Genomic DNA, 26,914 nt, shown 5'->3' with positions numbered 1-26,914 from the left:
TGGGCGTAGCTCAGTTGGTAGAGCACGGGATTGTGACTCCCGTTGTCGAGGGTTCGATCCCCTTCGTCCACCCCATATTCTGAAAGGCGCCAGATTTAACAGTCTGGCGCCTTTGCTTTAAGAGCTTCAAGCGCGGATGTGGTGGAATTGGTAGACACACTGGATTTAGGTTCCAGCGCCGCGAGGCGTAAGAGTTCGAGTCTCTTCATCCGCACCAATTAAAGCTTTTCCCGGTCGTCAGGCGGGGCAGGGCTCAACAAAGAAGTGGTTTGGTTTCTTTGTTAACGCAATATGGTGGGCGTAGCTCAGTTGGTAGAGCACGGGATTGTGACTCCCGTTGTCGAGGGTTCGATCCCCTTCGTCCACCCCATATTCGAAAGGCGCCAGATTTAACAGTCTGGCGCCTTTTTTGGTTTTGGCGGTTTGAGATTGGGTGGTTGCAGGTGCTGGGCTGCCCCGGCAGGGCGTGTCGTCGTATTTATGTATCTCGATGATGCCGCGTTGCTTGCTCGCCTTGTTCGCAGGGCGGGCCGTCAGGGAGATGAATGGTTGTTCCTTCTATATATAGAGAGGGGCGGCGCAGAGCCCTGGCGCAATTTGGCTGTATTTGTCACCGGGGCGAGGTACTTCAGTGCTTTCGTACCGATAAATTGCCGGCTGTTTTTCGCGGTGTTTTCAGTAGGGTGACTTCTTGAGTTTGACCCACTAGAATGCATGCCCTTGATTGGGGTCGGAAATGGCCGGCTAATGTCTGTGCAACGAGGAATATCCATGCAAGTTTCTGTTGAAAATACTACTGCTCTCGAGCGCCGCCTGAGCATCACCGTGCCGGCAGAGCGTATCGAGACTGCGGTCAACAAGCGTCTGCAGCAGACTGCCCAAAAGGCCAAGATCGCTGGTTTCCGTCCAGGCAAAGTGCCTATGAGCGAAATCAAGCGTCGTTTTGGTGCCGATGCGCGCCAGGAAGCTGTAGGTGACGTGATCCAGGCTTCCTTCTACGAAGCCGTTGTCGAGCAAAAGCTGAACCCGGCAGGCTCGCCTTCGATCGAGCCCAAGTCCCTGGAAGCGGGCAAGGACCTGGAATACGTTGCCGTATTCGAAGTGTTCCCGGAATTTGAAGTGGCCGGTTTCGACGGTATCGAAATCGAGCGTCTGAGCGCCGAAGTGGCCGATTCGGACCTGGACAACATGCTGGAAATCCTGCGCAAGCAGAACACTCGTTTTGAAGTGGCCGACCGTGCCGCCCAGAACGAAGACCAACTGAACATCGATTTCGTTGGCAAGGTTGACGGCGAAGTCTTCGCTGGCGGCTCCTCCAAGGGCACTCAGCTGGTGCTGGGTTCCAACCGCATGATTCCTGGTTTCGAAGACGGCCTGGTTGGCGCCAAAGCCGGCGAAGAGCGCGTTCTGAACCTGACTTTCCCTGCTGACTACCAGAACCTGGACCTGGCTGGCAAAGCCGCCGAGTTCACCGTTACCGTCAACAGCGTTTCCGAGCCTAAGCTGCCAGAGCTGAACGAAGAGTTCTTCGCTCAGTTCGGTATCAAGGAAACCGGCATCGAAGGCTTCCGCACCGAAGTTCGCAAGAACATGGAGCGTGAGCTGCGCCAGGCTATCAAGTCCAAGGTCAAGAACCAGGTCATGGACGGTCTGCTGGCCGCCAACCCGATCGAAGTGCCTAAGGCCCTGCTGTCCAACGAAGTGGATCGCCTGCGCGTTCAAGCGGTTCAGCAGTTTGGTGGCAACATCAAGCCTGACCAACTGCCGGCCGAGCTGTTCGAAGAGCAAGCCAAGCGCCGCGTTGTGCTGGGCCTGATCGTGGCTGAAGTGGTCAAGCAGTTCGACCTCAAGCCAGATGAAGACCGCGTTCGCGAAATGATCCAGGAAATGGCTTCGGCCTACCAGGAGCCTGAGCAGGTCGTGGCTTGGTACTACAAGAACGAGCAGCAGATGAACGAAGTACGTTCGGTTGTGCTGGAAGAACAAGTTGTGGATACTGTTCTGCAGAAGGCTAAGGTGACCGATAAAGCGGTCTCTTACGAAGAAGCAGTCAAACCGGCGGAAGCAGCACAAGCCGACTGATTGTCCAACTCGTTGGAAATTCAACCATAAGCCAGCCTCGCGCTGGCTTATGCGTTTTCAAGACATGACTATTTGGGAGTAACTGCAGAGCATGTTCCGTAATTCCTATATTCAGCAGAACTCTGATATCCAGGCCGCAGGCGGCCTGGTCCCGATGGTTGTCGAGCAGTCCGCTCGTGGCGAACGCGCCTACGACATCTACTCGCGCCTGCTCAAGGAGCGAGTGATCTTTCTGGTTGGCCCGGTAGAGGACTACATGGCCAACCTGATTTGTGCGCAATTGCTGTTCCTTGAAGCGGAAAACCCGGACAAGGACATCCATCTCTACATCAACTCACCGGGCGGTTCGGTGACTGCGGGCATGTCGATCTACGACACCATGCAGTTCATCAAGCCAAACGTGTCGACCACCTGTATTGGCCAGGCGTGCAGCATGGGCGCCTTCCTGCTGACCGCGGGTGCCGAAGGCAAGCGTTTCTGCCTGCCGAACTCGCGCGTGATGATTCACCAGCCGCTGGGCGGTTTCCAGGGCCAGGCGTCGGATATCGAAATCCACGCCAAGGAAATCCTCTTCATTCGTGAGCGTCTCAACACGCTGATGGCCAAGCACAGCGGGCGCACCCTGGAAGAAATCGAGCGCGATACCAACCGTGACAATTTCATGAGCGCTGAAGCCGCCAAGGAATACGGGTTGATCGACGCAGTGATCGACAAGCGCCCCGCTTAATATAAGCCGCTCAAAATAGGGCTGGTCGGCATGTCCGACCACTGGCGGGCTTGAAAAAGCCCGCATAAGCCTTCATCTTGTGTTGCAAGCCTATCGGATTTGGATCGAACGAATGACTGACACCCGCAACGGCGAGGACAACGGCAAGCTGCTCTATTGCTCCTTCTGTGGCAAAAGCCAGCATGAAGTGCGCAAATTGATTGCCGGCCCCTCGGTGTTTATCTGCGACGAATGCGTCGACCTGTGCAATGACATCATCCGTGAGGAGGTGCAGGAAGCCCAGGCCGAGAGCAGTGCGCATAAATTACCTTCGCCTAAAGAAATCAGCGGCATCCTTGACCAGTACGTCATTGGTCAAGAGCGTGCAAAGAAGGTTCTGGCCGTAGCGGTGTACAACCACTACAAGCGCTTGAACCAGCGTGACAAGAAAGGTGACGAGGTTGAACTCGGCAAGAGCAACATCTTGCTGATCGGTCCTACAGGCTCGGGTAAAACCCTGCTTGCAGAAACCCTTGCTCGCCTGCTGAACGTTCCGTTCACCATCGCCGACGCCACCACCCTCACCGAGGCTGGCTACGTGGGTGAAGATGTCGAGAACATCATTCAGAAACTGCTGCAGAAGTGCGACTACGACGTAGAGAAAGCCCAGATGGGTATTGTCTACATCGACGAGATCGACAAGATCTCGCGCAAGTCGGACAACCCGTCGATCACCCGGGACGTTTCCGGTGAAGGCGTGCAGCAGGCCCTGTTGAAACTGATCGAAGGCACGGTTGCTTCCGTTCCGCCACAAGGCGGCCGCAAGCACCCGCAGCAGGAATTCCTTCAGGTTGATACACGCAACATCCTGTTCATTTGTGGCGGTGCATTCTCCGGTCTGGAGAAGGTGATTCAGCAGCGTTCCACCCGTGGCGGCATTGGTTTCAGTGCGGAAGTGCGTAGCAAGGAAGAAGGCAAGAAGGTTGGGGAGTCCCTGCGTGAAGTCGAGCCTGACGATCTGGTCAAGTTCGGTCTGATCCCGGAATTCGTTGGCCGTCTGCCGGTCCTGGCCACGTTGGACGAGTTGGATGAGGCGGCTTTGATCCAGATCCTCACCGAGCCGAAAAACGCCCTGACCAAGCAATACGGCAAATTGTTCGAGATGGAAGGTGTAGACCTCGAGTTCCGTACCGACGCGCTGAAATCGGTGGCCAAGCGGGCACTGGAGCGCAAGACCGGTGCACGTGGCCTGCGTTCTATTCTCGAAGGCGTATTGCTCGACACCATGTACGAAATCCCCTCGCAGTCCGAGGTGAGTAAAGTGGTGATCGACGAAAGCGTGATCGAAGGCAAGTCCAAGCCACTGTATATCTACGAAAACAGTGAGCCGGCTGCCAAGGCTGCACCCGACGCGTAAGCGTTCAGCAGTTGCGGTACAAGCAAGGGGCCTCTAGGGGCCCCTTGTTTTTTTGGGGGCTTTTCTCGGAGCGGTGGTTAAATTCGCGTGTATTCATGCGTTTAACTACTGGCATTGAGCTTGTTTTTTTTGCATGTAACCCCCATCTTGGTTTCAAGCTTATTTTTGAACTGTCATAGAGGCGAAATCATGAAGACAACCATCGAATTGCCTCTCCTGCCGTTGCGTGATGTCGTCGTCTATCCGCACATGGTTATCCCGCTGTTCGTGGGGCGCGAGAAGTCTATCGAAGCCCTCGAGGCCGCGATGACGGGCGACAAGCAAATCCTGCTGTTGGCCCAGAAGAATCCTGCTGATGATGATCCAGGTGAAGATGCCCTGTATCGCGTCGGCACCATTGCCACTGTCCTGCAATTGCTCAAACTGCCCGATGGCACCGTCAAGGTGTTGGTCGAAGGTGAGCAGCGCGGCGCCGTAGAGCGTTTCATGGAGGTGGACGGCCACCTGCGCGCAGAAGTGGCGCTGATCGACGAAGTCGAAGCCCCGGAGCGGGAGTCCGAGGTGTTCGTGCGCAGCCTGCTCTCGCAGTTCGAGCAGTATGTGCAGTTGGGCAAGAAAGTTCCGGCTGAAGTCCTGTCGTCCCTCAACAGCATTGATGAGCCAAGCCGCCTGGTCGACACCATGGCCGCCCACATGGCGCTGAAGATCGAGCAGAAGCAAGACATCCTCGAAATCATCGACCTGTCGGCCCGTGTCGAACACGTGCTGGCGTTGCTGGATGGCGAAATCGACCTGCTGCAGGTTGAGAAACGCATCCGTGGCCGTGTGAAGAAGCAGATGGAGCGTAGCCAGCGCGAGTACTATCTGAATGAGCAGATGAAGGCCATTCAGAAAGAACTCGGTGACGGCGAGGAAGGCCACAACGAAATCGAAGAGCTGAAGAAGCGTATCGATGCCGCTGGCCTGCCCAAAGACGCCCTGACCAAGGCCACCGCGGAGCTGAACAAGCTCAAGCAGATGTCGCCGATGTCGGCCGAAGCCACCGTGGTGCGCTCGTATATCGACTGGTTGGTGCAAGTGCCGTGGAAAGCCCAGACCAAGGTGCGCCTGGACCTGGCCCGTGCTGAAGAGATCCTCGACGCTGACCATTACGGCCTGGAAGAGGTCAAGGAGCGCATCCTTGAGTACCTCGCCGTGCAAAAGCGTGTGAAAAAAATCCGCGGGCCGGTGTTGTGCCTGGTCGGGCCTCCAGGTGTGGGTAAAACATCCCTGGCGGAATCGATTGCCAGCGCGACTAACCGCAAGTTCGTGCGCATGGCCTTGGGTGGCGTGCGTGACGAAGCGGAAATCCGTGGTCATCGCCGCACCTACATCGGTTCGATGCCAGGAAGATTGATTCAAAAGATGACAAAGGTGGGTGTACGCAACCCGCTGTTCCTGCTCGATGAAATCGACAAAATGGGCAGCGATATGCGTGGCGATCCGGCGTCGGCCTTGCTCGAAGTGCTTGATCCCGAGCAGAACCATAATTTCAACGACCATTACCTGGAAGTCGACTACGACTTGTCTGACGTAATGTTCTTGTGCACCTCCAACTCCATGAACATTCCGCCAGCCTTGCTGGATCGGATGGAGGTGATTCGTCTGCCGGGATACACCGAAGACGAGAAGATCAACATCGCCGTCAAGTACCTGGCGCCCAAGCAGATTTCGGCCAACGGCCTGAAGAAGGGCGAGATCGAATTCGAGGTCGAGGCGATCCGTGACATCGTGCGCTACTACACCCGCGAGGCCGGTGTACGGGGCCTTGAGCGCCAGATCGCGAAGATCTGCCGCAAGGCGGTGAAGGAGCACGCGCTGGAAAAACGCTTCTCTGTGAAGGTAGTTGCCGATTCCCTGGAACACTTCCTGGGCGTGAAGAAATTCCGCTACGGCCTGGCCGAGCAACAGGATCAGGTCGGCCAGGTGACTGGTTTGGCGTGGACTCAGGTAGGTGGCGAATTGCTCACCATCGAAGCTGCGGTGATTCCGGGCAAAGGCCAATTGATCAAGACCGGTTCCCTGGGGGACGTGATGGTCGAATCCATTACCGCCGCGCAGACCGTGGTGCGCAGCCGCGCCCGCAGCCTGGGCATCCCGCTGGACTTCCACGAGAAGCACGACACCCATATCCACATGCCGGAAGGGGCGACCCCTAAAGACGGCCCTAGCGCTGGCGTAGGCATGTGCACGGCGCTGGTATCAGCGTTGACCGGCATTCCTGTACGCGCCGATGTGGCGATGACCGGGGAAATTACCCTGCGTGGTCAGGTATTGGCGATCGGTGGTCTGAAAGAGAAATTACTCGCTGCGCACCGGGGTGGAATCAAGACCGTGATCATTCCTGAAGAGAATGTTCGCGACTTGAAGGAAATTCCTGACAATATCAAGCAGGATCTTCAGATTAAACCGGTTAAATGGATTGACGAGGTCCTGCAAATTGCGCTGCAATACGCGCCGGAGCCCTTGCCGGATGTGGTCCCGGAGATAGTCGCGAAGGACGAAAAACGCGAGTCCGATTCCAAGGAAAGAATTAGCACGCATTAATGTGTTGGAGCCTGGGGGGCTTCCTTGACAGCTTTTTAGAGCCCTTGTTATAAAGCGGCTCTTAAGTGTCTGTAGGCCATTCAGCACTGGTTTTGCTTTTTACCAAAAAACTTAGAATCATACTCAATAGATATATAAGGGGACTTAGAGTGAACAAGTCGGAACTGATTGATGCTATCGCTGCATCCGCTGATATCCCGAAAGCTGCTGCTGGCCGTGCGCTGGACGCAGTAATCGAATCCGTCACTGGCGCTCTGAAGGCCGGCGACTCCGTGGTACTGGTAGGCTTCGGTACTTTCTCTGTGACTGACCGCCCAGCTCGCACTGGCCGTAACCCACAGACCGGCAAAGCACTGCAAATCGCTGCTGCCAAGAAACCAGGTTTCAAAGCCGGTAAAGCCCTGAAAGAAGCCGTTAACTAAGCTTCGTTCAAGCCTTTGCTTACCCGGGTCGGACGCAGGTCTGGCCTGGCAGCGGAGCGGTAGCTGACCCACGTATCGGGTCGCCACGCCGGGGGTGCAGATTCGAACCCCCGTCCGCTCCGCCAGTTACGAGAAGGCGCATCCTCGGATGCGCCTTTCTTCTATCCGGACTCTACCCACGCTCCACGGTTGCCTAATTTTTGAAGTTCAACCGTTTCTGGGGGACGCATGCTGCAAAATATCAGGGACAATTCACAAGGCTGGATTGCCAAGACCATTATCGGGATCATCGTCGCTTTGATGGCGTTCACCGGTATCGAAGCCATTTTCCAGGCTTCGGGTAATAACAAGCAGGACGTGGCCAAGGTCAATGGTGAAGAAATCACCCAGACCGAACTGAGCCAGGCCGTCGATATGCAACGGCGCCAGCTGATGCAACAGTTGGGCAAGGATTTCGATGCTTCCCTGCTGGACGAAAAACTGCTGCGCGATGCTGCCCTCAAGGGCCTGATCGACCGCAAGCTGCTGCTGCAAGGTGCTGCCGATTCCAAGTTCGGCTTCTCGGAAGCGGCGCTGGACCAGGTGATCCTGCAGACGCCGGAATTCCAGGTGGACGGCAAGTTCAACGCCGAACGCTTTGACCAGGTGATCCGTCAGCTGGGCTATAGCCGCATGCAATTCCGTCAAATGCTGACCCAGGAAATGCTGATCGGCCAGGTTCGCGCAGGCATCGCCGGCAGCGGTTTTGTGACCGACGCCGAGGTGCTGGCATTTGCCCGTCTGGAAAAACAGACCCGCGACTTCGCTACCGTCAACATCAAGGCTGACCCTGCGGCGGTGAAACTCACCGACGACGAGGTCAAGGCCTACTACGACCAGCACGCCAAAGAGTTCATGACCCCGGACCAGGTGGTCATCGACTATCTGGAGTTGAAGAAGTCTTCCTTCTTCGACCAGGTCAGCGTCAAGGACGATGAGCTGCAGGCTGCCTACGAGAAGGAAACCGCCAACCTCGCTGAACAGCGTCGTGCCGCGCATATCCTGATTGAAGTCAACGACAAGGTCACCGAGGCGCAAGCCAAGGCCAAGATCGAAGACATCCAGGCGCGCCTGGCCAAGGGTGAGAAGTTCGAAGCCCTGGCCAAGGAGTTCTCCCAGGACCCAGGTTCGGCCAACAATGGCGGTGACCTCGGCTTTGCCGGCCCTGGCGTTTATGACCCGGACTTCGAAACCGCGCTGTACGGCTTGAAGCAAGACCAGGTGTCGGCGCCAGTGCGCACTACCTTCGGTTGGCATCTGATCAAGTTGCTGGGCGTTGAAGCGCCTGAGGTGCCATCGTTCGCCAGCCTGAAAGACAAGCTGACCCGCGAGCTCAAGGCACAGCAGGTTGAACAGCGTTTTGTCGAAGCGACCAAGCAATTGGAAGATGCGGCATTCGAAGCCTCTGACCTGGCCCAGCCGGCGTCTGACCTGAAGCTGACCGTCCACACTTCCGCGCCGTTTGGCCGTGAAGGTGGCGAAGGTGTTGCGGCCAACCGTGCCGTGGTCACTGCAGCCTTCAGCCCGGAAGTGCTGGATGAAGGTGCCAACAGCAGCGCTATCGAGCTGGACCCGGAAACCATCATCGTGCTGCGTGCCAAAGAGCATCTCAAGCCGGCCCAGTTGCCGCTGGAGAACGTCGCTGCGGCCATTCGCACCCAGATGACCAAGGAGCGCGCGAGCGCTGCCGCCAAAGCCCATGCCGACGAGTTGATCGCCAGCCTGCGTGATGGCAAGACCGCGCTGGACCAGCCGGTTGACGGCCAGGCCTGGAAGGTGACTGAGGCAGCTACCCGTGGTCAGGACTCCATCGACCCGGCCGTGCTGCAAGCCTTGTTCCGCATGCCCAAGCCTGTGGCCAAGGACAAGCCGACCTTCACCACCGTGACCCTGCGCGATGGCAGCCTGGTGATCGTGCGCTTGAACGGTGTGAACGAAGCGGCGGCCCCTACGGACGAAGAAAAGGCGCAATACCGCCGCTTCCTCGCTTCCCGTATTGGCCAGCAGGACTTCGCGGCCTACCGCAAGCAGCTGGAAACCCAGGCAGACATCAAGAAGTATTGATGCCGGCCTGAATAAAAAGACCCCGACCTGAAAAGGCCGGGGTCTTTTTTTGCCCTTGATAAAGCGGCTACTCAGTTAAATGGGACTGTCACTGTGGCGAGGGAGCTTGCTCCCGTTGACTGCGCAGCAGTCCCGGCTTTTTAGGNAAGCTCCCTCGCCACAGGTTGGTGCTCTGCCTCAGATAGGCTTGGCAGCAAACTTGAGCTTGCCCCACGTCAACCCGATTACCGCCGCCAGGGTTGAAGCCGCCAATACGCTCAGCTTCGCAGCCGACAGCAGGGCCGGGTCGGAAAATGCCAGGGACGAGATAAAGATCGACATGGTGAAACCGATCCCCGCCAGCAGGCCGACCAGGCCAACGCCCGTCCAGGTCACACCGTCCGGCAGCTTGCAGATGTTGAGCTTGACCAGCGCCAGGCTCGCCAGCATCACGCCCAGAGGCTTGCCGAGCACCAGGGCGAAGATGACGCCCATGAACACACCGTGGGCCAGCGGGTCATCCAGATTGAAACCGTCCAGGCTCACACCAGCGTTGGCCAATGCAAACAGCGGCATCACGCCGAACGCTACCCAGGGGTGCAGCGCCGATTGAACACGCTGCACCGGCGGCAGTATTTCCCGTTGAGCTTCGCGCAATTGCTTGAGGGGCGTGGCGACTTGCTGGGTCCCTTCGGCTGGCTGCGAGAACCGGTCCATCAGCTCGTTGAAGGTGCGTTCGATGGTTTCCAGCGGGCGTTCCCGCGTGGGCTTGGAATTGACGGGGGTCATCAAGCCAAGGATCACCCCGGCGAGCGTTGGGTGCACGCCGGTCTTGAGCAGGCCAAACCACACGATAGCGCCTGGCAGCAGGTAGATCGCCGCCTTGCTGATGCCCATGCGTTGGAACACCAACACCAGGGCCAGCCCGCCGGCAGCAATCACCAAGCCCATGTAGTCGAGGCTGGCGGTGAAAAAGATCGCGATGATCAGGATCGCCACGATGTCATCGATGATCGCCAAGGCCAACAGCAGGATGCGTACGCCACTGGGAATCGATTTGCCCAGCAGCGCAAGCACACCCACGGCAAAGGCGATGTCGGTCGCGGTGGGGACTGCCCAGCCACTCGCCGCGGCGGTGTCGTGGTTGAGCAGGGTGTAGATGAGTGCGGGCATCAGCACACCGCCCAACGCCGCGCCCAAGGGCAGCGTGGCCAGCTTCAGGTTGGCGAGGGCGCCGTCTTTGATTTCCTGGCGGATCTCGGCACCGACCACCAGAAAGAAAATGGTCATCAGCCCGTCATTTACCAGAAAATGCAGGGAGCGCGACACGCTGTAATCACCCAGCCCGAGGGTGATGGGCGTGTTCCAGAAATGCTCGTAGGTCGCGGCGGCGGGGCTGTTGGCCCACACCAGCGCGACGATGGCGGCCAGCAGCAGCACGATCCCGCTGACGGCTTCGATGTGTGAAAAGCGCTCAAGGGCGGACAGCGCGCCCTCAGTCAAGCGCTGGGGGCGGGGGATGGCGGGGTGTTTATCAGGCACGACAAATCTCCATTGGCGGCCCGACCAATGCTTGGCTTTTAACCTGCGCCGTGCTTTATGCAACAACGCACCCAGGGGCGATGATAGGAAGGTGAGGAATAAGTTGTAAACAAACTTGTCATCGCGCGGGCAGCGCTTTACCCCGGATTGCGCCCAGCGCCAACACGATCAATCCTAGAACTGCCCATGGAAATGCCACGACGCCCCAACGTTCGAGCAAGAGCCCGCCCACTAATCCACCTCCGGCGATGCCCAGGTTCCATACCGTGACCAACATCGATTGGGCGGCATCGGCCGAGTTGCCAGCCGACTTGGCCAGCGCGGTTTGCAATAGCGCTGGGAGGCCACCGAAGGCGAGCCCCCACAACGCCACGCTGACGTAAATGGCGACTACGCAGTTGAACCATAGTCCGAGCAGCAGGGCCGCAACGGCGAACATCGCACAACTGATGAGGGTCAGTAGCCTCAGGTGCCGGTCAATCCAGACGCCTACCAGCCAGATACTCAGCAGGGCCATCAGGCCGAACACCAGCAGCACGCGATCAATCTCGCGGCCGATACCGGCGGGCACCAGCAAAGGGGCGATGTAGGTATAGAGAATGTTATGTGCGAGCACGTAGGTAAAGGTCACCCAGAGCACCGGCCGTATGCCTGGCAACGCCAGTACCTGACGTAAGCCGAGGCGTTTGCTTGGCGGTTCACCGGCAAAATCCGGCAGTTGCCAACGCGCCCATACCAGCAGTAACAGGGTCAGGCCAGTCATGATGGCAAAACTGGCGCGCCATCCGACCAGCGTACCCAGCAGGGTGCCGGCGGGCACGCCGAGGGACAAGGCCAGCGGCGCACCCAGCATGGCCACGGCAATCGCCCGGCCCTGCAGATGAGGTGCGACCATACGGCTGGCGTAACCCGCCAGCAAGGCCCACAGCAAGCCCGCGAACACACCGGCGAAAAATCGTGCAGCCAAGGTCAAGCCATAGTGGCTGGAAAAGGCGGTGACACTGTTAACCACTGCAAAGCCGCCGATGGCGATCAACAGCAACGGCCGCCGGCGCCAACCCCGGGTCAGCAATGTCAGCGGGATAGCGGCGAGCAACGAGCCGAGCGCATAGAGCGTTACCAGTTGCCCGACCAGAGCCTGGGAGACCCCGAGCCCAGCACCGATTTGCGGTAACAAACCGGCGGGCATTGCCTCGGTGAGGATGGTGATAAAGCCGGCGCAGGCCAACGCCAGCAAACCGGCCAGTGGCAGCGGTTCAGCGTGGGGGGCTGTATCGATCAATTGGGGGCTGTCGTTCATCGGGGCTCTCCTTGAAAGGGTCAAGGAGCCAAGGGTAGGGGGCTGCGAGGCGCGGAAAAACAGGCTAAGGTTCCGAACTTATCGGACGTTGATGTCCGCAATCGGCAAAGGCATCACCATGGACAATCTGGGCAGCCTCTCGGTTTTTGTGCAGGTCGCGCAAACGCTTAGCTTCACCGCTGCGGGCCGCGCACTGGGCGTGTCATCGTCGGCTGTGGGTAAAAGCATTGCGCGGATGGAAGAGCGCCTGGGCGTCAGGTTGTTTCATCGCAGCACCCGCAGCATCACTCTGACCAGCGAGGGCGCGCTGTTCCTGGAACGTTCGCGGCGCATCCTGGCGGAGCTGGAAGCGGCCGAACAGGAATTGACTGAGGTCACTGCCAAGCCTCGCGGCAAGCTGCGGATCAGTGTGCCCCAAGTGCGTGGTTTGTTGATGCCGGTGATCAGCGATTTTATGCGTGCCTACCCGGACATCGAGTTGGATGTGGATTTTTCCGATCGCATGGTGGATGTGATAGAGGAGGGCTTCGACGCGGTGATTCGCACCGGTAAGCCAGAAGATTCGCGCTTGATGATGCGCCATCTAGGGCATTACCAGTTGGTCCTCGTCGGTACGCCCGGCTACTTCGACCAGCACGGCACCCCCCATCGGCCCCAGGACCTGAATCATCACGCCTGCCTGCGGCACAAATTCTGCGCCACCGGCAAGCTGGAGCCTTGGCCGCTGCGTCATGTCCCGGGGGCTTCCGAACTGAACCTGCGCGCACCGCTGGTCAGCACCACCATCGAGTCCCTCAATCATGTGGTGCAAGAAGGACTGGGCATTGCGTGCCTGCCGGACTACATGGTCAACCAGGCCGTACAGCATGGGCGTTTGCGACGGGTGCTGGATGAGCACCTCGAACATCGCGGCAGTTTCTGGTTGCTGTGGCCGGCCAGTCGCCATGCTTCGGCCAAGCTGCGGGCCTTTATCGATCATATGTGCGCCGGGCTTTTTCCTACTGACGCCGCTGTCTGAGCTTGAGATGTTTTACCGACAGGAATCGCGCTTCAATGTCGCGTTCTGTTGCACAATACCGTCCGGACCGTTTTCTTCAGGATTTTCAATGTCGACATCATTTCACTTGCGCAATCTCGGGTTGGCGCTGGTGCTGGCGGGCGCCGCGGGCTGCTCGTCACCCAAGACCGCTATCTATGAACATGAGAATTTCGACGATTCCGGTACGTTTTCCCGCGATTACCCGGTCAGCGATGTGGCGGCCTGTGAAGCTGCGCGCCGTGCCCTGCTGAGCCAGGGCTACATCATCACCAGCAGCGATCCGAAGTTGGTGGCCGGCAACAAGAGCTTCCAGCAGACCGGCGAGACCCATCTGCAGATCAGTTTCAATGTGGTGTGCGCTGCTGATGGCAAGGGCAGCAATCACTCGACGATGTTTGCCAACGCCTTGCAGGACCGTTATGCGCTGAAGAAGGTCAACAACTCCGCGAGCCTCGGTGTGGGCGTGCTGGGCTCGGTGTCGATGCCGATTGGCTCCACCGACGACTCGATGGTGAAGGTGGCGAGCGAGACCGTCTCTGCACCGAAGTTCTACGAGCGTTACTTCGCGTTGGTGGACGTGTTCCTGCCGCAGGAAGTAAAGCAGGCCGAGCATATCCCCGAGCAGCCCAAGGCCGACCTCGGCGTGCCCGAGCCCAAGACCGCTCCGGCAGCCGAGAAGGTCGAAGCGCCGAAGGATGTGCCTGTAGCGCCTGCCGCTGCAGAGCCGCTTGCGCCGCCACCTGAGGCTGCACCGATTGCCCCGGTGACAGAGCCTGCTCCGGTTGCACCGGCGCCGACTGATCCGTCCCTGCCGGCGCCGACGGAAGCGATTCCACCGCTTCCGATGCCTGCGCAGTAACGCAATGCTGTTCTGATGTGGGAGCGGGCTTGCTCGCGAATACGGTGTAACAGTCGCCAAGTGTGTTCAATGACCCACCGCTTTCGCGAGCAAACCCGCTCCCACATTTTGATCGAGGTTGCGGTTGAGTTAAATCCAGTGATCGCCGCTACGTTTAATCCTGAAGAGCAGGAATGTCACGACGTCGACATTTTTTCGTCATGACGGCACTTTAGGCTGGGTTCGCAGGTCATTAATCTGCAACCGCTTTCAACACGAAAAGGAGTCCACCATGGACGATTACCAGGAAGAGCTGCTGGAGTATCAGGCATTCGAGCTAGACCCACTGGATCCTGCCGACGATGCCACCGAGCTGTAGCACCGACTTCAGGCGGAGTGGCGCTGACTGCGGCGAAATTCCCCTGGGGTCTGGTTGTTCCAACGCCTGAAGGCCCTTTGGAAGGCTTGGGCCGAAGCAAAACCGAGCAAGTAGGCGATCTCGCCGAACGCCAGTTCCGTATCGCGAATGTAGGTCATGGCCAGGTCGCGACGGGTGTCATTGAGGATCGCGCGAAACTGCGTGCCTTCCTCGGCCAGTTTGCGCCGCAATGTCCAGGTTGGCAGCTTCAAGCGTGCCGCCACTTCCTCCAGGTCGGGTTCCCGGCCGCCATTGAGCATCGGCCCGAGCAACCGGGTAATGCGCTCGCGCAGGCTGCGGGTGCGGGTCAACTGCTCTAATTCCCTTTCACACAGCTGTAGCAACAGGTGCCAGGTGCTTGGGCAATGCTGCGGGTTGCGCAGCGCCAGGGTGGGTTGGCTGAGGCGCAGTTGATTGACCTCGGCGCCGAAGTGGACCACGCCCTCTCCCAGCACCCTGTAGTGGTCGTGGTAGTCCGGCGCGTCGAATTCGATTTCAATGCGCTGGGCCTGCACCGGCTGTTGGGCCAGGCCAGACAATTGCTGCAGCCAGCCGGCGATGATCGAATCCACCACAAAGCGGTTATAGGTGTTGTAGGGGCTGATGGAATAAAACCTCAGCCACGCGCCTTCGGCGTCTTCATGAAAGCTTGATTGCCCGCGATAGTTGGAGCCGTACAGTGCTTCAAAGCGTGTGAGCGTGCGTGCCGCTTCGCGCACGGTGGGCGCTTGGGCGGCAGTAACGCCGGCAAGACCAGCCTGGCTCAAGCGGCTGAGCTGGCCCATACGCAGACCGAGGCCGGGGTTGCCGGTCAGTTGGATGGCCGCGTGGCCCAGGCGCATGTAGCGCGGGATCGACAAGCGTGCGCCGGCCTCAGCCAGGCGAGCTGGATCGAGGCCGTATTGCAGCAGCAGGGGCTGTGGGTCCAGGCCGTGGCTGTGGATGGCGTCGGCCAGGGTGTGCACGAAGCCCACCGACAGGTCCCCCAGGCGCACCGGCTTCACGGCGCTACAGCCAGATATTCAGCAGGCGCGCACCATGGGCGTCGCCATCGGCGAAGACTTGCCCATTGCGGCTGAGAAAACTTTGGCCGGCGCTGCCCAGGTCCCAGAATTGTCCGCGCAGAAAGACGCTCATGCCCGCGGTGGCTTCGCTGACAGGCGGCTGGCTGATCAGGGTAAGGCGACGCCAGGCCGCGCCCTCACTGGTTTCTTCAGGCTTGAGGCTCACTTCTGAGGGCGTAGACACACTCTTGAAACCGCGCCACGGACGGTCCCAGGTATCGCGGCCGGTGACAAAAGCGGGTACCGCGATCAATTGCGCGCCTTGCTCGTTGAGCTTGCGGTAGTTGTCCGGGTACCAGCTGTCGCTGCCGACCAGAATGCCCAGGCGCCCGGCGGGGGTATCGACAACGTTGACGACATGCTCATCGCCAGGTTCGATAAAGCCACGTTCATCGTAGATCGGGTAAAGCTGGCGCTGCGGCTGGCCCAGCGGCAAGCCGTCGGCGGCGAACACCACGCTGGCGTTGTACAGCGCGCCGTGGCCGATCTCCAGTTGCCCCTGGATCACGCTCGGGTTGGGCAGGGCGATGGAACCGGCCACCAGGGTCACGCCAAATTCTTTGGCGAGGCCGCCAAACAACACTTGATAGTCGCGGGCCATGGCGGGGGCTTTCATGCGCAGGTACGCATCGTCCATGCGGTTGTCGCCAGTGGCGCTGATCCAGGCTTTGGCAAATTGCAGCGGGTTGCTGATCGACAGCCAGTTCATGGCGTCCTTGAGGTGAGCGGCCTGGTACAGCTCATTCTTTTCTCCGCCGAGCATCAGCCAAGTGCCGATATGTTCCGGCAGCACCACAACGGTCTTGGCATTGATCAACCCAAGGTCCCGGGCATTTTGCAGGTAGGCCGACAGCTTCAGGTGCAGGCGTTCCAGGCTCTGGTAATCGGCAGGGAACAGTTCCGGCTGGATACCCAGCAGGTTGCCCCGGTCGGCTGGTTCGCCCTCGTTGACGGCGAGGGTGATGCGCAGGTCGGACAGGTAATGCGCCACGGGGCGCTCCTGGGTCCAGACCAGATACGCGGCGAGTGAGGCAACCAGGGCCATGATGACGGTGAACGCTAGAAGTTTACGCATGGGGCAACAGACAACAGACCAGGTGCAGGGTTCGCGACTAGGGTAGGGCCCATGGCGTGGCTTGCCAAGGGGCGCTGTGCATTTGGATCAATAACTTGTCAGTTTCAGTCATTGAGCCGTGGTCCACCGCCTCTTAGTCTGTGGGACATAAACCGATGGCACGCCGTTCGAGTGCGCCACGTCCCGTGATGATCCGTTGTGGAGCTGTACCATGACCGCTGCTGCCTACCCGCACCTGCTGGCCCCGTTGGACCTGGGTTTCACCACCTTGCGCAACCGTACCCTGATGGGTTCGATGCACACCGGCCTGGAAGAAAAGCCCGGCGGTTTCGAGCGTATGGCGGCCTATTTTGCCGAGCGCGCCCGTGGCGGCGTAGGCCTGATGGTCACTGGCGGCATTGGCCCCAATGATGAAGGCGGCGTGTACGCCGGTGCAGCCAAGCTGACCACCGAAGAAGAGGCGCGCAAGCACAAGATCGTTACCCAAGCCGTGCACGACGCGGGTGGCAAGATCTGCATGCAGATCCTCCACGCCGGGCGTTACGCCTACAGCCCCAAGCAGGTGGCACCGAGCGCTATCCAGGCGCCCATCAACCCGTTCAAGCCCAAGGAACTGGATGAAGAGGGCATCGAAAAGCAGATCCAGGATTTTGTCACCTGCTCGCTGCTGGCCCAGGTCGCCGAGTATGACGGCGTCGAAATCATGGGTTCCGAAGGCTACTTCATTAACCAGTTCCTCGCTGCCCATACCAACCATCGCACCGACCGTTGGGGCGGCAGCTTTGAAAATCGCATGCGTCTGGCGGTGGAAATCGTGCGCCGCGTACGCGAAGCCGTAGGCCCGAACTTCATTATCATCTTCCGCCTGTCGATGCTCGACCTGGTGGAAGGCGGCAGTGTCTGGGAAGAAATCGTGCAGTTGGCCAAGGCCATCGAACAGGCCGGCGCGACGATCATCAACACCGGTATCGGCTGGCACGAAGCACGTATCCCGACCATCGCCACCAAGGTACCCCGTGGTGCGTTCAGTAAAGTCACGGCCAAATTGCGCGGTTCGGTACAGATTCCGCTGATCACCACCAACCGCATCAACACCCCGGAAATTGCTGAGCAGATCCTGGCCGAAGGCGACGCCGATATGGTCTCGATGGCGCGGCCGTTTCTCGCCGACCCCGAGTTCGTCAACAAGGCCGCCGCCGGGCGCGCCGATGAGATCAATACCTGTATCGGCTGCAACCAGGCATGCCTGGACCATACCTTTGGCGGCAAGCTCACCACCTGCCTGGTCAACCCGCGGGCGTGCTACGAAACCGAGCTCAATTACTTGCCGGTCAAGCAGATCAAAAAGGTCGCGGTCGTCGGCGCAGGCCCTGCGGGTTTGGCCGCGGCTACCGTGGCCGCAGAGCGCGGGCATCAGGTGACCTTGTTCGACTCCGCCAGCGAGATCGGCGGCCAGTTCAATATCGCCAAGCGCGTGCCGGGCAAGGAAGAGTTCTTCGAGACCCTGCGTTATTTCAAACGCAAATTGCAGACCACCCACGTCGAGCTGTGCCTCAACACCCGTGTCGACGTTGCGCAACTGGTAGCGGGCGGTTATGACGAAGTGATCCTGGCCACCGGCATCGCACCGCGTACCCCGGCGATTCCCGGTGTCGACAACGCCAAGGTCCTGAGTTACCTGGAAGTGATCCTCGAGCGCAAGCCGGTGGGCAAGCGCGTGGCGGTGATCGGCGCCGGCGGCATCGGTTTTGACGTGTCTGAATTTCTCGTCCACCAAGGCGTATCCACCAGCCTGGATCGTGAGGCGTTCTGGAAAGAATGGGGCATCGACACTCAGCTGCAAGCCCGTGGTGGCGTGGCCGGGATCAAACCCGAGCGCCACGCGCCGGCCCGTGAAGTGTTCCTGCTGCAACGCAAGGCTTCCAAAGTGGGCGATGGCCTGGGCAAGACTACGGGCTGGATCCACCGCACCGGTTTGAAGAACAAGCAGGTGCAGATGTTCAACAGCGTCGAGTACTTGAAGATCGACGATGAAGGCTTGCATATCCGCATCGGCGCCGAGGGCGAGCCGCAAGTCCTGGCGGTGGACAATATCGTCATCTGTGCCGGCCAGGACCCGCTGCGCGAATTGCACGACGGCCTGGTCGCCGCCGGCCAGAACGTGCACCTGATCGGCGGCGCCGATGTGGCGGCCGAACTGGACGCCAAGCGCGCCATCAACCAGGGCTCGCGCCTGGCTGCAGAGCTGTAAGGCGCCAAGAGGGGCGGTGTTAGACTACCGCCCTCTTTTCATTCAGATACCTGCCGATGGGCCCTTTCGACTGGCTTCCTCACGCGCCCCTTGAACCCTTGCACCTGGACTGGCTGAACGGAGTCGAGTTGGCCGTGCTGCGCCTGGACTGTATCGACCCGCTGATCAGTGGCAACAAGTGGTTCAAGCTCACCGAGCACCTGGCCAAGGCCCGACACGCTGGAGCCACCGGGGTGATGAGTCTCGGCGGTGCGTACTCCAACCATTTGCATGCGCTGGCGGCGGCGGGCAAGCGCTTTGGTTTCTCCACGGTCGGCCTGCTGCGGGGCCATCCTCAAGACACCCCCACGGTTCTCGACCTCAAAGCGTTTGGCATGCAACTGCATTGGCTCGGTTATGGCGGTTATAGGGCACGGCATGAAGCGGGTTTCTGGTTGCCTTGGCGCGAGCAGTATCCTGGCTTTCATCCGATACCCGAAGGCGGCGGCGGGCTGGCCGGTGCGCAGGGCTGTGGCGTGTTGGTCGAGCAGGCGCGGGCGCAACTGGACAGCCTCGGTTGGAGCGATTACGACGCTTGGTGGTTGGCGGCGGGTACCGGCACGACACTGGCCGGGCTGGCACTGGCGGAGGCGGGCGCGCATCCGGTATATGGCGCCCTGGCGGTGCCGGATGACCACGGTGTGGCGCAGAACGTGAGTGCCATCGTGCAGGACGGTTATACATTGCTGGACGCCAGTCGCGGCGGCTTTGCCAAAGCCGATCCACTGTTGCTCGACTTCATTCAGCGCACCGAACAAGCGTGCGGTCTACCGCTGGAACCGCTTTACACCGGCAAGGCGCTGCTGGCGTTGAAACAGCAGATCGAGGCCGGACGCTTTGCCCCCGGCATGCGCCTGATCTTCATCCATACCGGCGGCCTGCAAGGCCGCCGAGGCTTCAGCGACTGGCGCAAACCCCTTGTGGGAGCTGGCTTGCCTGCGAAAGCGGTCTTGCAGCAAGAGGCACTGTGACTGACACACCGCCTTCGCGGGCAAGCCCGCTCCCACAGGGGAGCTAATTGGCTGGGTTAAAGCCTCCTCCCACCCGGCATCATGCGCAGCGCCGTGTTATCGCGCATCACGTAATGATGAAAGATCCCCGCCACCGCGTGCAGCCCGATCAGCCAGTACCCGATCTGGCCAAACAGCACATGCCAGCCTTCAATCTCCTTGGCCAGTGCCTTGTTTTCCCCAATCAACGGCGGCAACTCCATCCCATAGAACATCACCGAGTGCCCTTCGGCGCTGACGATCAACCAGCCGGCAATCGGCATGCCGATCATCAACGCGTACAACGCAGCGTGCATCAGTGTCGCCAGCAGGCTTTGCCATTGCGGCGGTGCCGGCACGATCTTCGGCGCCACCCCCAGGCTGCGTGCGAACAGGCGCAGCCATACCAGCACAAACACGGTAAGGCCGAGCATAAAGTGCATTTCCACAATCAGCGTGCGTGCGCCGCTGCCTTTGGGGAATTGGCCGCGCAGTTCAATGCAGGCGTAGACCACCGCCAGCAGCACCACCATCAACCAGTGCAACGCAATCGACATGGTGCTGTAGCGTGTATCGGAATTTTTCCACGGCATCGCTGTGTTCCTCACTCATCAGGGCATACCTCCATTCTTTAGCGATGGAGTGCATTAACTCTATGCCTGTTTTGAGCGCTGCGCTTGTTGCCAATGCCGTTGTCTTGACCTCGGTCAGTAGGCCTGCGGCATTTCCCCGCGGGCCAGGCGCTGGTTGATGTCACTGATGACCTGTGGCAGATCGGTGATGGTGTCAATCAGGTAGTGTGGGCGTGAAGCTTCGAACATCGCTTCGATGCGCTGGCGTTCGCTGGCCAGTGTGTCGGTGTCCAGGGCGCGGAATTGCTCGTAGGTGAGGCCCAGCGCATTGCCCGAGCAGGTCAGGGCCACGGTCCACATGCCGGCACGGCGACCTTCGAGAATGCCCGGCACGGTGTCGTCGACCTTCACGCAGGCCGCCACATCATCAATGCCCAGGGCTATCACGTTGGCCAACGCCTGGGCCGGCCATGGTCGGCCGTTGGGCACTTCGTCAGTGGCCACGACATGGTCGGCGACGTAGCCGTTGGTGGCGGCCAGGGCCACGACCTTGTCCATCACCTGCTTGGGGTAGCCAGAGCAGGAGCCGATCTTGATGCCTTGGCCGCGCAGCGCTGCAATGGTGTCGAGGGCGCCGGGGATCAGGGCCGAGTGTTCGGCGATCTTCTCGATCTGCAGCGGCATGAAGCGCTGGTAGATGGCGGTCACGTCGTCGTCGGTGGGCGTGCGGCCGAACGCCTTGCGGTAGCGTTCGGCAACCTGCGGCTGGTCGCAGAGCGTACGGATATGGTCCCACTTGCCCATGCCCATCGGGCCACGGGCTTCCTCGATCGACACCTGCACGTCGAACTCGGCGAAGGCCTCGACAAAAATCTGCGTGGGGGCGAAGGAGCCGAAATCGACCACGGTGCCAGCCCAGTCGAGGATAACGGCCTGGAGGGTGTTGGGGTTTTGATAGTTCATGGTTCAGATCCTGTGGGGTAATAACATTCATCTATGTAGGAGCTTGCTCGCGAAAAACATCCAGGCGCCGCGTTAACTCAGGATGCCCGCGTTTTCGTTAACACTCTTCGCGAGCAAGCTCGCTCCTGCACATTTCTTGCAGCACCTCGGCGATGGCCTTGACGGCTGCGCGCATGTCGGCCGCGTCGACGTGACCGATGCAGCCCACGCGAAAGGTTTCCACCTGGGTCAATTTGCCCGGGTACAGAATGAAACCCTTGGCCTTGACCCGTTCGTAGAACGCTTTGAACTGATAGCGAGGATCGTCGGGGGCGTGGAAGGTGGCAATGATCGGCGCCTGGATAGCCGCCGGTAGAAAACTGCGCACGCCCAGTTCGGCCATGCCGTCCAGCAAGGCCTGGCAGTTATTTGCATAGCGCTGGTGACGGGCGGGCAGGCCGCCTTCCTCGGCGTACTGCAGCAGCGCTTCATGCAAGGCGGCGACCACGTGGGTCGGCGGGGTGAAGCGCCACTGGCCGGTTTTGGTCATGTAGCTGTGCTGGTCGAACAGGTCCATCGCCAGGGAATGGCAGTTGCCCTGTGCCGCGGCCAGTGCGTGTTTTTCCGCAAAGACAAAGCCCATGCCCGGTACGCCTTCCAGGCATTTGCCCGAGGCGGCGATCAGCGCGTCGAAGGGGATTTCGCGGGCATCAATCGGTAGCGCGCCGAAGGAACTCATGGCGTCGATGATCAGGCGCTTGCCGTGGCGTTTGACCACCTCGGCGATCTGCGGCAACGGGTTGAGAATGCCGGTACTGGTTTCGCAATGGATCAGCGCGACATGGGTGATGGCGCTGTCGGCGTGCAACAGACGATCCACATCGGCGGCAGTGGTGGGCTCGTCTTCGGCGGTTTCAAAGGTGCTGAATGCGCGGCCAAGCACCTCGCAGATTTTCGCCAGGCGTTTGCCGTAGGCGCCGTTGATGAGCACCAGCACCTTGCCATTGCAGGGGACCAAGGTGCCGATCGCGGCTTCGACGGCGAAGGTGCCGCTGCCTTGCAACGGCACGCAGTGGTGGCTGTCGGCGCCGTTGAGGATCGCCAGCAACTGGCTGCACACACTGGCTGTGAGCTGGTTGAAGCGGTCGTCCCACGAGCCCCAGTCCGTCATCATCGCCTGGCGGGTGCGGTTCGAGGTGGTCAGGGGGCCGGGGGTCAACAGGATCGGCGCGGCAGTGGGCATGTCAAATCCTCGCAAGGTGTTGGGGTTCAAGCTACGGCGCCTAAATTGCAGTTTGGCTTGTCATCAATCAAATTGTTTGTTGTTATGCGAGCTATCAGTGAGGCCGATAGCTATGAATCTCTTCCAACTGCGTGCATTCGATGCCGTGGCCCGTGAGGGCAGTTTTACCCGCGCGGCGGCTCGGCTGTTTATCAGCCAGCCGGCGGTGACCGGGCATATCAAGGCGCTTGAGGAGCACTACCAGATCCCGCTGTTGCGCCGCACCGCACGTCGGGTGGAATTGACCGAGGAGGGCGCACGCCTGGCGGCCATCACGCGGGCTATCTTCGGGTTGGTCGACGAGGCGCAAACCCTGCTGGAGGCCAACCGCCAGTTGCTCACCGGGCGCCTGGAAGTGGCGGCGGATGGCCCCCACCTGGTGATGCCGATGATCGCCAGCCTGCGTGCGCGCTACCCCGGCATTACCGTGAACCTGCGTTTGGGCAATGCCCAGGAAACCCTGGCGGCGTTGCTGTCCGAACATGCGGACGTGGCGGTGCTCACCGAGGTGGAACCGCGCAATGGCCTGCACTTGCAACCCTTGGACCAGTCACGGATTTGCGCCTTGGTGCCGGCCGCACACCCGTGGGCCAAGCAGCCCGACGGTATTGAATTGGCGCAGTTGCATGAGGTGATCATGGTGCTGCGCGAGCCCAGTTCCACCACCCGCCGCACCTTTGACGACGCCTGCCTGGCGGCGAATGTGCAGCCCAAAGTGCTGCTGGAACTGGACAGTCGGGAAGCTGTGGCCGAGGCGGTGGCGGCAGAGTTGGGCGTGGGCGTGGTGTCGTCGATGGAGGTCAGCCCGGACCCGCGTGTGCAGGCGGTGCCGATCCTCGGCGATGGCCTGCTGAATCGGCATATGCTCGGCTGCATGGAGCGCCGTCGCTCGCTGCGATTGATTCAGGCGTTTTTCGAGTTGGCGTGAAGGCTTTCACGCACGATCTCCAGAAAGGTCGCGACCACACGGCGTGAACTCTGCTCTTTCAGGCACACCAGGGTTTCTTTCATGCGTTGGGTGCAATCGCGGATCGGCATGGCGTACACCCGTGCATCGGCACCGAACTCTGCCGCCGACACCACGCCCACGCCAATCCCTACCACCACGGCTTCACGGGCGGCCTCGCGGCCTTCCACCTGGATCGCCGGACGAATGCGCAGGCCGGCCTGGCGCATTTCCTGCTCCAGGGTCTGACGGGTGACCGAGCCGGTTTCCCGCAGTACCAGCGGGGTGTCATCGAGGTCGGCCAGGCAGATCGACTCGCGCCCGGCCCAGGCATGGTCCCGTGCGACAAAAGCCAGCAGTTGGTCGTCGGGCAGCGGCACTGACAACAGGCGCACATCATCGACATCGCGCCCCAACAGCGCCAGGTCGGCCTGGTAGTTGTAGAGGCGCGACAGCGACTCATCGGTATTGCCGGTTTCGATTTTTACGCTGATCCCAGGGTAGCGCTGGCAGAAGCGCGCAATCTGCGGCAGGACGTGCACGGGCGCATCCACTGCCAAGGTGAGAGTACCGGTGAGCAGAGCGCGCGAGTCCTGCAGCAACTCTTCGGCTTCGGCCTCGATCACAAACAGGCGCTGGGTGATACCCAGCAGGCGTTCACCCAGATCGGTCAGGCGCACCGAACGCTTGTTGCGGTGAAACAGCAATACGCCGAAGCGCTCTTCAAGTTTGCGCACCTGGTCGGAAATCGCAGGCTGGGTCAGGAACAGCCGTTCTGCAGCCCCGGTAAAACTGCCGTGAATGGCCACCGCATGGAAGGCTTTGAGCTGGGCATGGGAAACCGACATGGTACGTCCTCTTAAAACCTGAGCTTATATTTGAAATACGATAAATCGATTTTACCTATGAGTCAGCCATTGTTTTGATGCACCTCAGCCGCCGTAGGTTGAGTCCTACAACCACGGCGGCCATGGGCGCGGGCACATCGCACCCATCTGACCAATACCGCGCTATCCAAGGCCCGGCATTGCAGTGCTCAACCATAAGAACAACAGGCGTTTTCTTTCGATTCTGCCGGCACACTCACACCTGAGGTCAGAACCACCATGAATATCCCTATGGGTAGTATCAAGCGTTGGCGCGTGCAGATTTTCGCCATTACCTGGCTAGCGTACGCCGCGTTCTATTTCACCCGCAAAGCCTTTTCGGTGGCAAAGCTGGGGATTGGCGACGACCCGAGTTTCCCCCTCGACAAAATGACGATGGCTAACCTGGATGGCCTCTATCTCGCAGCGTATGCGGTGGGCCAGTTCACCTGGGGCATGCTTGCAGACCGCTTCGGGCCACGGGTAGTGGTGCTCGGTGGCTTGTTGATTTCCGCAGGCGCGGCGCTGGTGATGGGCACCTTTGCCACTTTGCCGATTTTTGTCACCTGCATGTTGGTACAGGGCTTGGCCCAGTCCACTGGCTGGTCGGGGTTGTGCAAGAACCTCGGTAGTTTCTTCCCGGCCCAGCAGCGGGGGCGGGTGCTGGGGCTGTGGAGTTCGTGTTATGCATTTGGCGGGTTGGTCGCGTCACCGTTTGCCGGTTGGTGGGCTTATACGCTGATCGGCAGCTGGCATGCGGCGTTTATTTCCAGCGCCGCAGTGGTCGCGGTGGTGGCCGTGCTCTTCTTTATGTTCCAGCGCAATACCCCGCAGGATGTGGGCTTGCCGACAGTCGAGCCCGAGCCGGTGCTGAGCGCCGAGCAGTTGGCCGCCGAACAGCGCGTGAGCGTACTCGAACCCCTTCGCGCGATCCTGCGCAACCGTACGGTGTTGACCCTGGGGCTGGCTTACTTCCTGCTCAAGCCGGCGCGCTACGCGATTCTGTTGTGGGGGCCGGTGATCGTCTACGAGCAGATGCCGTCGGTGGGCAAGGTCGGTGCCGCCATCGTGCCCACCGCGTTTGAGCTGGCCGGTTTATTGGGGCCGGTGTTGATCGGCCTGGCCTCCGACAAACTGTTCGGTGCTCGGCGCATGCCCGCCTGCGTGCTCAGCCTGTTGGCGCTGACGGTTGCCCTGGCGTTGTTTATGGGCGCGCTGCACACCGGCAGTGTGGTGCTGGTGATGACGTTGCTGTTTGTCATGGGGCTGACGCTGTATGGGCCGGACTCGATGATCAGCAGCACGGCGGCCATCGACTTCGGCACCGCCAAGGCCGGCGCTACCGCTGCGGGCTTTGTCAACGGCTGCGGTTCGGTGGGAGCGATCCTGGGTGGTTTGCTGCCAGGCTATTTCGATACCGTTACGGTATTTATTGTGTTTGCCGGTGCGGCACTGTTTTCGTCGCTGGTGCTGATGCCCTACTGGAATGCCAGGCCCGCCGTACTGGCCCAGGCCGGGGATTTTGTGCCGGACCGCAATGCGGTGATCAAACCCTTGCGCACCTGAGTCCCCTGGCCGGTTTTTTGGTGGAACGAAGCGTTCTCGCGCTATAAACTCTGCCCCCAAAGCGCCGGCCAGTAGACGTTTCGGCGCGATGGAAATAAGAGAGTGAGTCATGGGCGCACAGTGGAAAGTCAAACATAAAGAAGCGGCAGCCAATGCCAAGGGCAAGATTTTCGGCAAGCTGGTGAAAGAAATCACCATCGCCGCCCGCAACGGCGCCGATACCGCGACCAACGCGCACCTGCGCCTGGTGGTGGAACAGGCCAAAAAAGCCTCGATGCCCAAGGAAACCCTGGACCGCGCGATCAAAAAGGGCGCCGGTCTGCTCGGTGAGACCGTGCAATACCACCGCGTGACCTACGAAGGTTTCGCGCCGCACCAGGTGCCTTTGATCGTCGAGTGCGTGACCGACAACATCAACCGCACCGTGGCGGAAATCCGCGTGGCCTTCCGCAAGGGCCAACTGGGCGCTTCCGGTTCGGTGGCCTGGGATTTCAACCATGTGGGCCTGATCGAAGCATCACCGGACACGCCAGACGCCGATCCAGAAATGGCCGCCATCGAAGCCGGTGCCCAGGACTTTGAAGAGGGTGAAGAAGGCGCCACCTTGTTCATTACCGAAACCACCGACCTGGATGCCGTGCAGAAAGCCTTGCCGGAGCAGGGTTTTACCGTGCTGTCGGCCAAGCTGGGCTATATCTCCAAGAACCCGGTCAGCGGTTTGACCGATGAGCAGATGGCTGAAGTCGAGGCGTTCCTGGAAGGCCTGGACAACCATGATGATGTGCAGGATATGTTTGTCGGCCTGGCGGGCTGATTTCTATCTGAGTACACGCGGGTAATATGTGGGAGCGGGCTTGCTCGCGAATGCGGTGTGACAGTCAACAGATGTA

General features: G+C 60.0%; 21 protein-coding genes and 2 tRNA genes. 15 read left to right on the top strand and 8 right to left on the bottom strand.

Annotated elements, in window-relative coordinates:
- Positions 1 to 132: 132 nt before the first annotated feature.
- The 8 genes from ACTJLA_RS10335 to ACTJLA_RS10300 all read left to right on the top strand — a co-directional run bounded on the left by ACTJLA_RS10335 (position 133) and on the right by ACTJLA_RS10300 (position 9,316).
- Positions 133 to 217 (top strand) — tRNA-Leu (locus ACTJLA_RS10335).
- Between the two features lie 77 nt (positions 218 to 294).
- Positions 295 to 370: transfer RNA gene (locus ACTJLA_RS10330), tRNA-His, on the top strand.
- A 401-nt stretch (positions 371 to 771) separates the two neighbouring features.
- Complete coding sequence (gene tig / locus ACTJLA_RS10325; RefSeq protein ID WP_054917375.1) at positions 772 to 2,082, top strand: trigger factor; 1,311 nt, start codon at positions 772 to 774, stop codon at positions 2,080 to 2,082.
- 91 nt (positions 2,083 to 2,173) lie between these two features.
- On the top strand, positions 2,174 to 2,809 hold the full coding sequence (clpP, locus tag ACTJLA_RS10320; RefSeq protein WP_003192255.1) for an ATP-dependent Clp endopeptidase proteolytic subunit ClpP: 636 nt from the start codon (positions 2,174 to 2,176) through the stop codon (positions 2,807 to 2,809).
- A 112-nt stretch (positions 2,810 to 2,921) separates the two neighbouring features.
- Positions 2,922 to 4,205 carry an ATP-dependent Clp protease ATP-binding subunit ClpX gene (gene clpX, locus ACTJLA_RS10315; protein WP_003192254.1) on the top strand — a complete coding sequence of 428 codons (1,284 nt, stop codon included), beginning with the start codon at positions 2,922 to 2,924 and terminating at the stop codon, positions 4,203 to 4,205.
- Positions 4,206 to 4,394: 189 nt separating this feature from the next.
- Positions 4,395 to 6,791 carry an endopeptidase La gene (lon, locus tag ACTJLA_RS10310; RefSeq protein ID WP_034127948.1) on the top strand — a complete coding sequence of 799 codons (2,397 nt, stop codon included), beginning with the start codon at positions 4,395 to 4,397 and terminating at the stop codon, positions 6,789 to 6,791.
- 149 nt (positions 6,792 to 6,940) lie between these two features.
- A complete protein-coding gene (locus ACTJLA_RS10305; RefSeq protein WP_003174819.1) occupies positions 6,941 to 7,213 on the top strand; it encodes an HU family DNA-binding protein in 273 nt (90 codons plus the stop codon).
- Between the two features lie 228 nt (positions 7,214 to 7,441).
- Positions 7,442 to 9,316: a SurA N-terminal domain-containing protein gene (locus ACTJLA_RS10300; RefSeq protein ID WP_103299422.1), complete on the top strand. Its 1,875-nt coding sequence runs from the start codon at positions 7,442 to 7,444 to the stop codon at positions 9,314 to 9,316.
- A 177-nt stretch (positions 9,317 to 9,493) separates the two neighbouring features.
- On the opposite strand, the gene nhaA is transcribed toward ACTJLA_RS10300, so the two are convergent.
- A complete protein-coding gene (nhaA, locus tag ACTJLA_RS10295) occupies positions 9,494 to 10,837 on the bottom strand; it encodes a Na+/H+ antiporter NhaA (protein ID WP_034127946.1) in 1,344 nt (447 codons plus the stop codon).
- Positions 10,838 to 10,955: 118 nt separating this feature from the next.
- Positions 10,956 to 12,137 (bottom strand): MFS transporter, encoded by a 1,182-nt coding sequence (locus tag ACTJLA_RS10290; RefSeq protein ID WP_054917370.1) that lies wholly within the window; start codon positions 12,135 to 12,137, stop codon positions 10,956 to 10,958.
- A gap of 118 nt (positions 12,138 to 12,255) precedes the next feature.
- Between ACTJLA_RS10290 and ACTJLA_RS10285 the strand changes: the two genes are divergently transcribed.
- Both ACTJLA_RS10285 and ACTJLA_RS10280 read left to right on the top strand, forming a co-directional pair.
- The gene (locus ACTJLA_RS10285; protein WP_173647455.1) at positions 12,256 to 13,155 is read left to right on the top strand and encodes a LysR family transcriptional regulator; all 900 of its coding nucleotides are present in this window, start codon (positions 12,256 to 12,258) and stop codon (positions 13,153 to 13,155) included.
- Between the two features lie 88 nt (positions 13,156 to 13,243).
- Entirely contained in the window at positions 13,244 to 14,035 is a 792-nt protein-coding gene (locus ACTJLA_RS10280) for a DUF2242 domain-containing protein (protein WP_034127943.1), read from the top strand.
- A gap of 366 nt (positions 14,036 to 14,401) precedes the next feature.
- On the opposite strand, the gene ACTJLA_RS10275 is transcribed toward ACTJLA_RS10280, so the two are convergent.
- Together ACTJLA_RS10275 and ACTJLA_RS10270 are read right to left on the bottom strand one after the other, a co-directional pair.
- Positions 14,402 to 15,436 (bottom strand): AraC family transcriptional regulator, encoded by a 1,035-nt coding sequence (locus ACTJLA_RS10275; RefSeq protein ID WP_034127942.1) that lies wholly within the window; start codon positions 15,434 to 15,436, stop codon positions 14,402 to 14,404.
- A 4-nt stretch (positions 15,437 to 15,440) separates the two neighbouring features.
- Positions 15,441 to 16,571, bottom strand: a complete 1,131-nt coding sequence (locus ACTJLA_RS10270) for a carbon-nitrogen hydrolase family protein (protein ID WP_034127941.1) — start codon at positions 16,569 to 16,571, stop codon at positions 15,441 to 15,443.
- A 211-nt stretch (positions 16,572 to 16,782) separates the two neighbouring features.
- Between ACTJLA_RS10270 and ACTJLA_RS10265 the strand changes: the two genes are divergently transcribed.
- Together ACTJLA_RS10265 and ACTJLA_RS10260 are read left to right on the top strand one after the other, a co-directional pair.
- Complete coding sequence (locus tag ACTJLA_RS10265; protein ID WP_314550288.1) at positions 16,783 to 18,822, top strand: NADPH-dependent 2,4-dienoyl-CoA reductase; 2,040 nt, start codon at positions 16,783 to 16,785, stop codon at positions 18,820 to 18,822.
- A 56-nt stretch (positions 18,823 to 18,878) separates the two neighbouring features.
- Positions 18,879 to 19,832: a 1-aminocyclopropane-1-carboxylate deaminase/D-cysteine desulfhydrase gene (locus ACTJLA_RS10260; RefSeq protein ID WP_440841180.1), complete on the top strand. Its 954-nt coding sequence runs from the start codon at positions 18,879 to 18,881 to the stop codon at positions 19,830 to 19,832.
- A 56-nt stretch (positions 19,833 to 19,888) separates the two neighbouring features.
- Here ACTJLA_RS10260 and ACTJLA_RS10255 read toward each other — a convergent pair whose 3' ends face one another.
- The 3 genes from ACTJLA_RS10255 to ACTJLA_RS10245 form a co-directional block, all read right to left on the bottom strand.
- Positions 19,889 to 20,443, bottom strand: coding sequence for a cytochrome b (locus tag ACTJLA_RS10255; RefSeq protein ID WP_072446094.1), 555 nt, complete (start codon positions 20,441 to 20,443; stop codon positions 19,889 to 19,891).
- Between the two features lie 114 nt (positions 20,444 to 20,557).
- On the bottom strand, positions 20,558 to 21,385 hold the full coding sequence (phnX, locus tag ACTJLA_RS10250; protein ID WP_054917363.1) for a phosphonoacetaldehyde hydrolase: 828 nt from the start codon (positions 21,383 to 21,385) through the stop codon (positions 20,558 to 20,560).
- Positions 21,386 to 21,482: 97 nt separating this feature from the next.
- Complete coding sequence (locus ACTJLA_RS10245) at positions 21,483 to 22,607, bottom strand: 2-aminoethylphosphonate--pyruvate transaminase (RefSeq protein WP_314550280.1); 1,125 nt, start codon at positions 22,605 to 22,607, stop codon at positions 21,483 to 21,485.
- Positions 22,608 to 22,719: 112 nt separating this feature from the next.
- On the opposite strand from ACTJLA_RS10245, the gene ACTJLA_RS10240 reads away from it, so the two are divergent.
- Positions 22,720 to 23,574, top strand: a complete 855-nt coding sequence (locus tag ACTJLA_RS10240) for a LysR substrate-binding domain-containing protein (protein ID WP_034127936.1) — start codon at positions 22,720 to 22,722, stop codon at positions 23,572 to 23,574.
- On the opposite strand, the gene ACTJLA_RS10235 is transcribed toward ACTJLA_RS10240, so the two are convergent.
- Positions 23,550 to 24,440, bottom strand: coding sequence for a LysR substrate-binding domain-containing protein (locus ACTJLA_RS10235; RefSeq protein ID WP_034127935.1), 891 nt, complete (start codon positions 24,438 to 24,440; stop codon positions 23,550 to 23,552). The two genes, ACTJLA_RS10240 and ACTJLA_RS10235, sit on opposite strands and share 25 nt — an antisense overlap.
- Before the next feature lie 258 nt (positions 24,441 to 24,698).
- Between ACTJLA_RS10235 and ACTJLA_RS10230 the strand changes: the two genes are divergently transcribed.
- The gene (locus ACTJLA_RS10230) at positions 24,699 to 26,024 is read left to right on the top strand and encodes an MFS transporter (RefSeq protein ID WP_089042222.1); all 1,326 of its coding nucleotides are present in this window, start codon (positions 24,699 to 24,701) and stop codon (positions 26,022 to 26,024) included.
- A gap of 109 nt (positions 26,025 to 26,133) precedes the next feature.
- On the top strand, positions 26,134 to 26,838 hold the full coding sequence (locus ACTJLA_RS10225; protein WP_003192227.1) for a YebC/PmpR family DNA-binding transcriptional regulator: 705 nt from the start codon (positions 26,134 to 26,136) through the stop codon (positions 26,836 to 26,838).
- Positions 26,839 to 26,914 lie beyond the last annotated feature (76 nt).

Source organism: Pseudomonas sp. 22072 (genome assembly GCF_052046095.1).
Taxonomy (GTDB): Bacteria; Pseudomonadota; Gammaproteobacteria; order Pseudomonadales; family Pseudomonadaceae; genus Aquipseudomonas; species Aquipseudomonas paracarnis.
This window is presented reverse-complemented; position numbering and strand designations above follow the sequence as displayed.

What these genes read in the sequence shown, in the direction of transcription:
- tig (WP_054917375.1), top strand. Translation starts at nt 772, where the DNA reads ATGCAAGTTTCTGTTGAAAATACTACTGCTCTCGAGCGCCGCCTGAGC.
- clpP (WP_003192255.1), top strand. Translation starts at nt 2,174, where the DNA reads ATGTTCCGTAATTCCTATATTCAGCAGAACTCTGATATCCAGGCCGCA.
- clpX (WP_003192254.1), top strand. Translation starts at nt 2,922, where the DNA reads ATGACTGACACCCGCAACGGCGAGGACAACGGCAAGCTGCTCTATTGC.
- lon (WP_034127948.1), top strand. Translation starts at nt 4,395, where the DNA reads ATGAAGACAACCATCGAATTGCCTCTCCTGCCGTTGCGTGATGTCGTC.
- ACTJLA_RS10300 (WP_103299422.1), top strand. Translation starts at nt 7,442, where the DNA reads ATGCTGCAAAATATCAGGGACAATTCACAAGGCTGGATTGCCAAGACC.
- ACTJLA_RS10290 (WP_054917370.1), bottom strand. Translation starts at nt 12,137, where the DNA reads ATGAACGACAGCCCCCAATTGATCGATACAGCCCCCCACGCTGAACCG.
- ACTJLA_RS10285 (WP_173647455.1), top strand. Translation starts at nt 12,256, where the DNA reads ATGGACAATCTGGGCAGCCTCTCGGTTTTTGTGCAGGTCGCGCAAACG.
- ACTJLA_RS10280 (WP_034127943.1), top strand. Translation starts at nt 13,244, where the DNA reads ATGTCGACATCATTTCACTTGCGCAATCTCGGGTTGGCGCTGGTGCTG.
- ACTJLA_RS10270 (WP_034127941.1), bottom strand. Translation starts at nt 16,571, where the DNA reads ATGCGTAAACTTCTAGCGTTCACCGTCATCATGGCCCTGGTTGCCTCA.
- ACTJLA_RS10265 (WP_314550288.1), top strand. Translation starts at nt 16,783, where the DNA reads ATGACCGCTGCTGCCTACCCGCACCTGCTGGCCCCGTTGGACCTGGGT.
- ACTJLA_RS10260 (WP_440841180.1), top strand. Translation starts at nt 18,879, where the DNA reads ATGGGCCCTTTCGACTGGCTTCCTCACGCGCCCCTTGAACCCTTGCAC.
- ACTJLA_RS10255 (WP_072446094.1), bottom strand. Translation starts at nt 20,443, where the DNA reads ATGCCGTGGAAAAATTCCGATACACGCTACAGCACCATGTCGATTGCG.
- phnX (WP_054917363.1), bottom strand. Translation starts at nt 21,385, where the DNA reads ATGAACTATCAAAACCCCAACACCCTCCAGGCCGTTATCCTCGACTGG.
- ACTJLA_RS10245 (WP_314550280.1), bottom strand. Translation starts at nt 22,607, where the DNA reads ATGCCCACTGCCGCGCCGATCCTGTTGACCCCCGGCCCCCTGACCACC.
- ACTJLA_RS10240 (WP_034127936.1), top strand. Translation starts at nt 22,720, where the DNA reads ATGAATCTCTTCCAACTGCGTGCATTCGATGCCGTGGCCCGTGAGGGC.
- ACTJLA_RS10235 (WP_034127935.1), bottom strand. Translation starts at nt 24,440, where the DNA reads ATGTCGGTTTCCCATGCCCAGCTCAAAGCCTTCCATGCGGTGGCCATT.
- ACTJLA_RS10230 (WP_089042222.1), top strand. Translation starts at nt 24,699, where the DNA reads ATGAATATCCCTATGGGTAGTATCAAGCGTTGGCGCGTGCAGATTTTC.
- ACTJLA_RS10225 (WP_003192227.1), top strand. Translation starts at nt 26,134, where the DNA reads ATGGGCGCACAGTGGAAAGTCAAACATAAAGAAGCGGCAGCCAATGCC.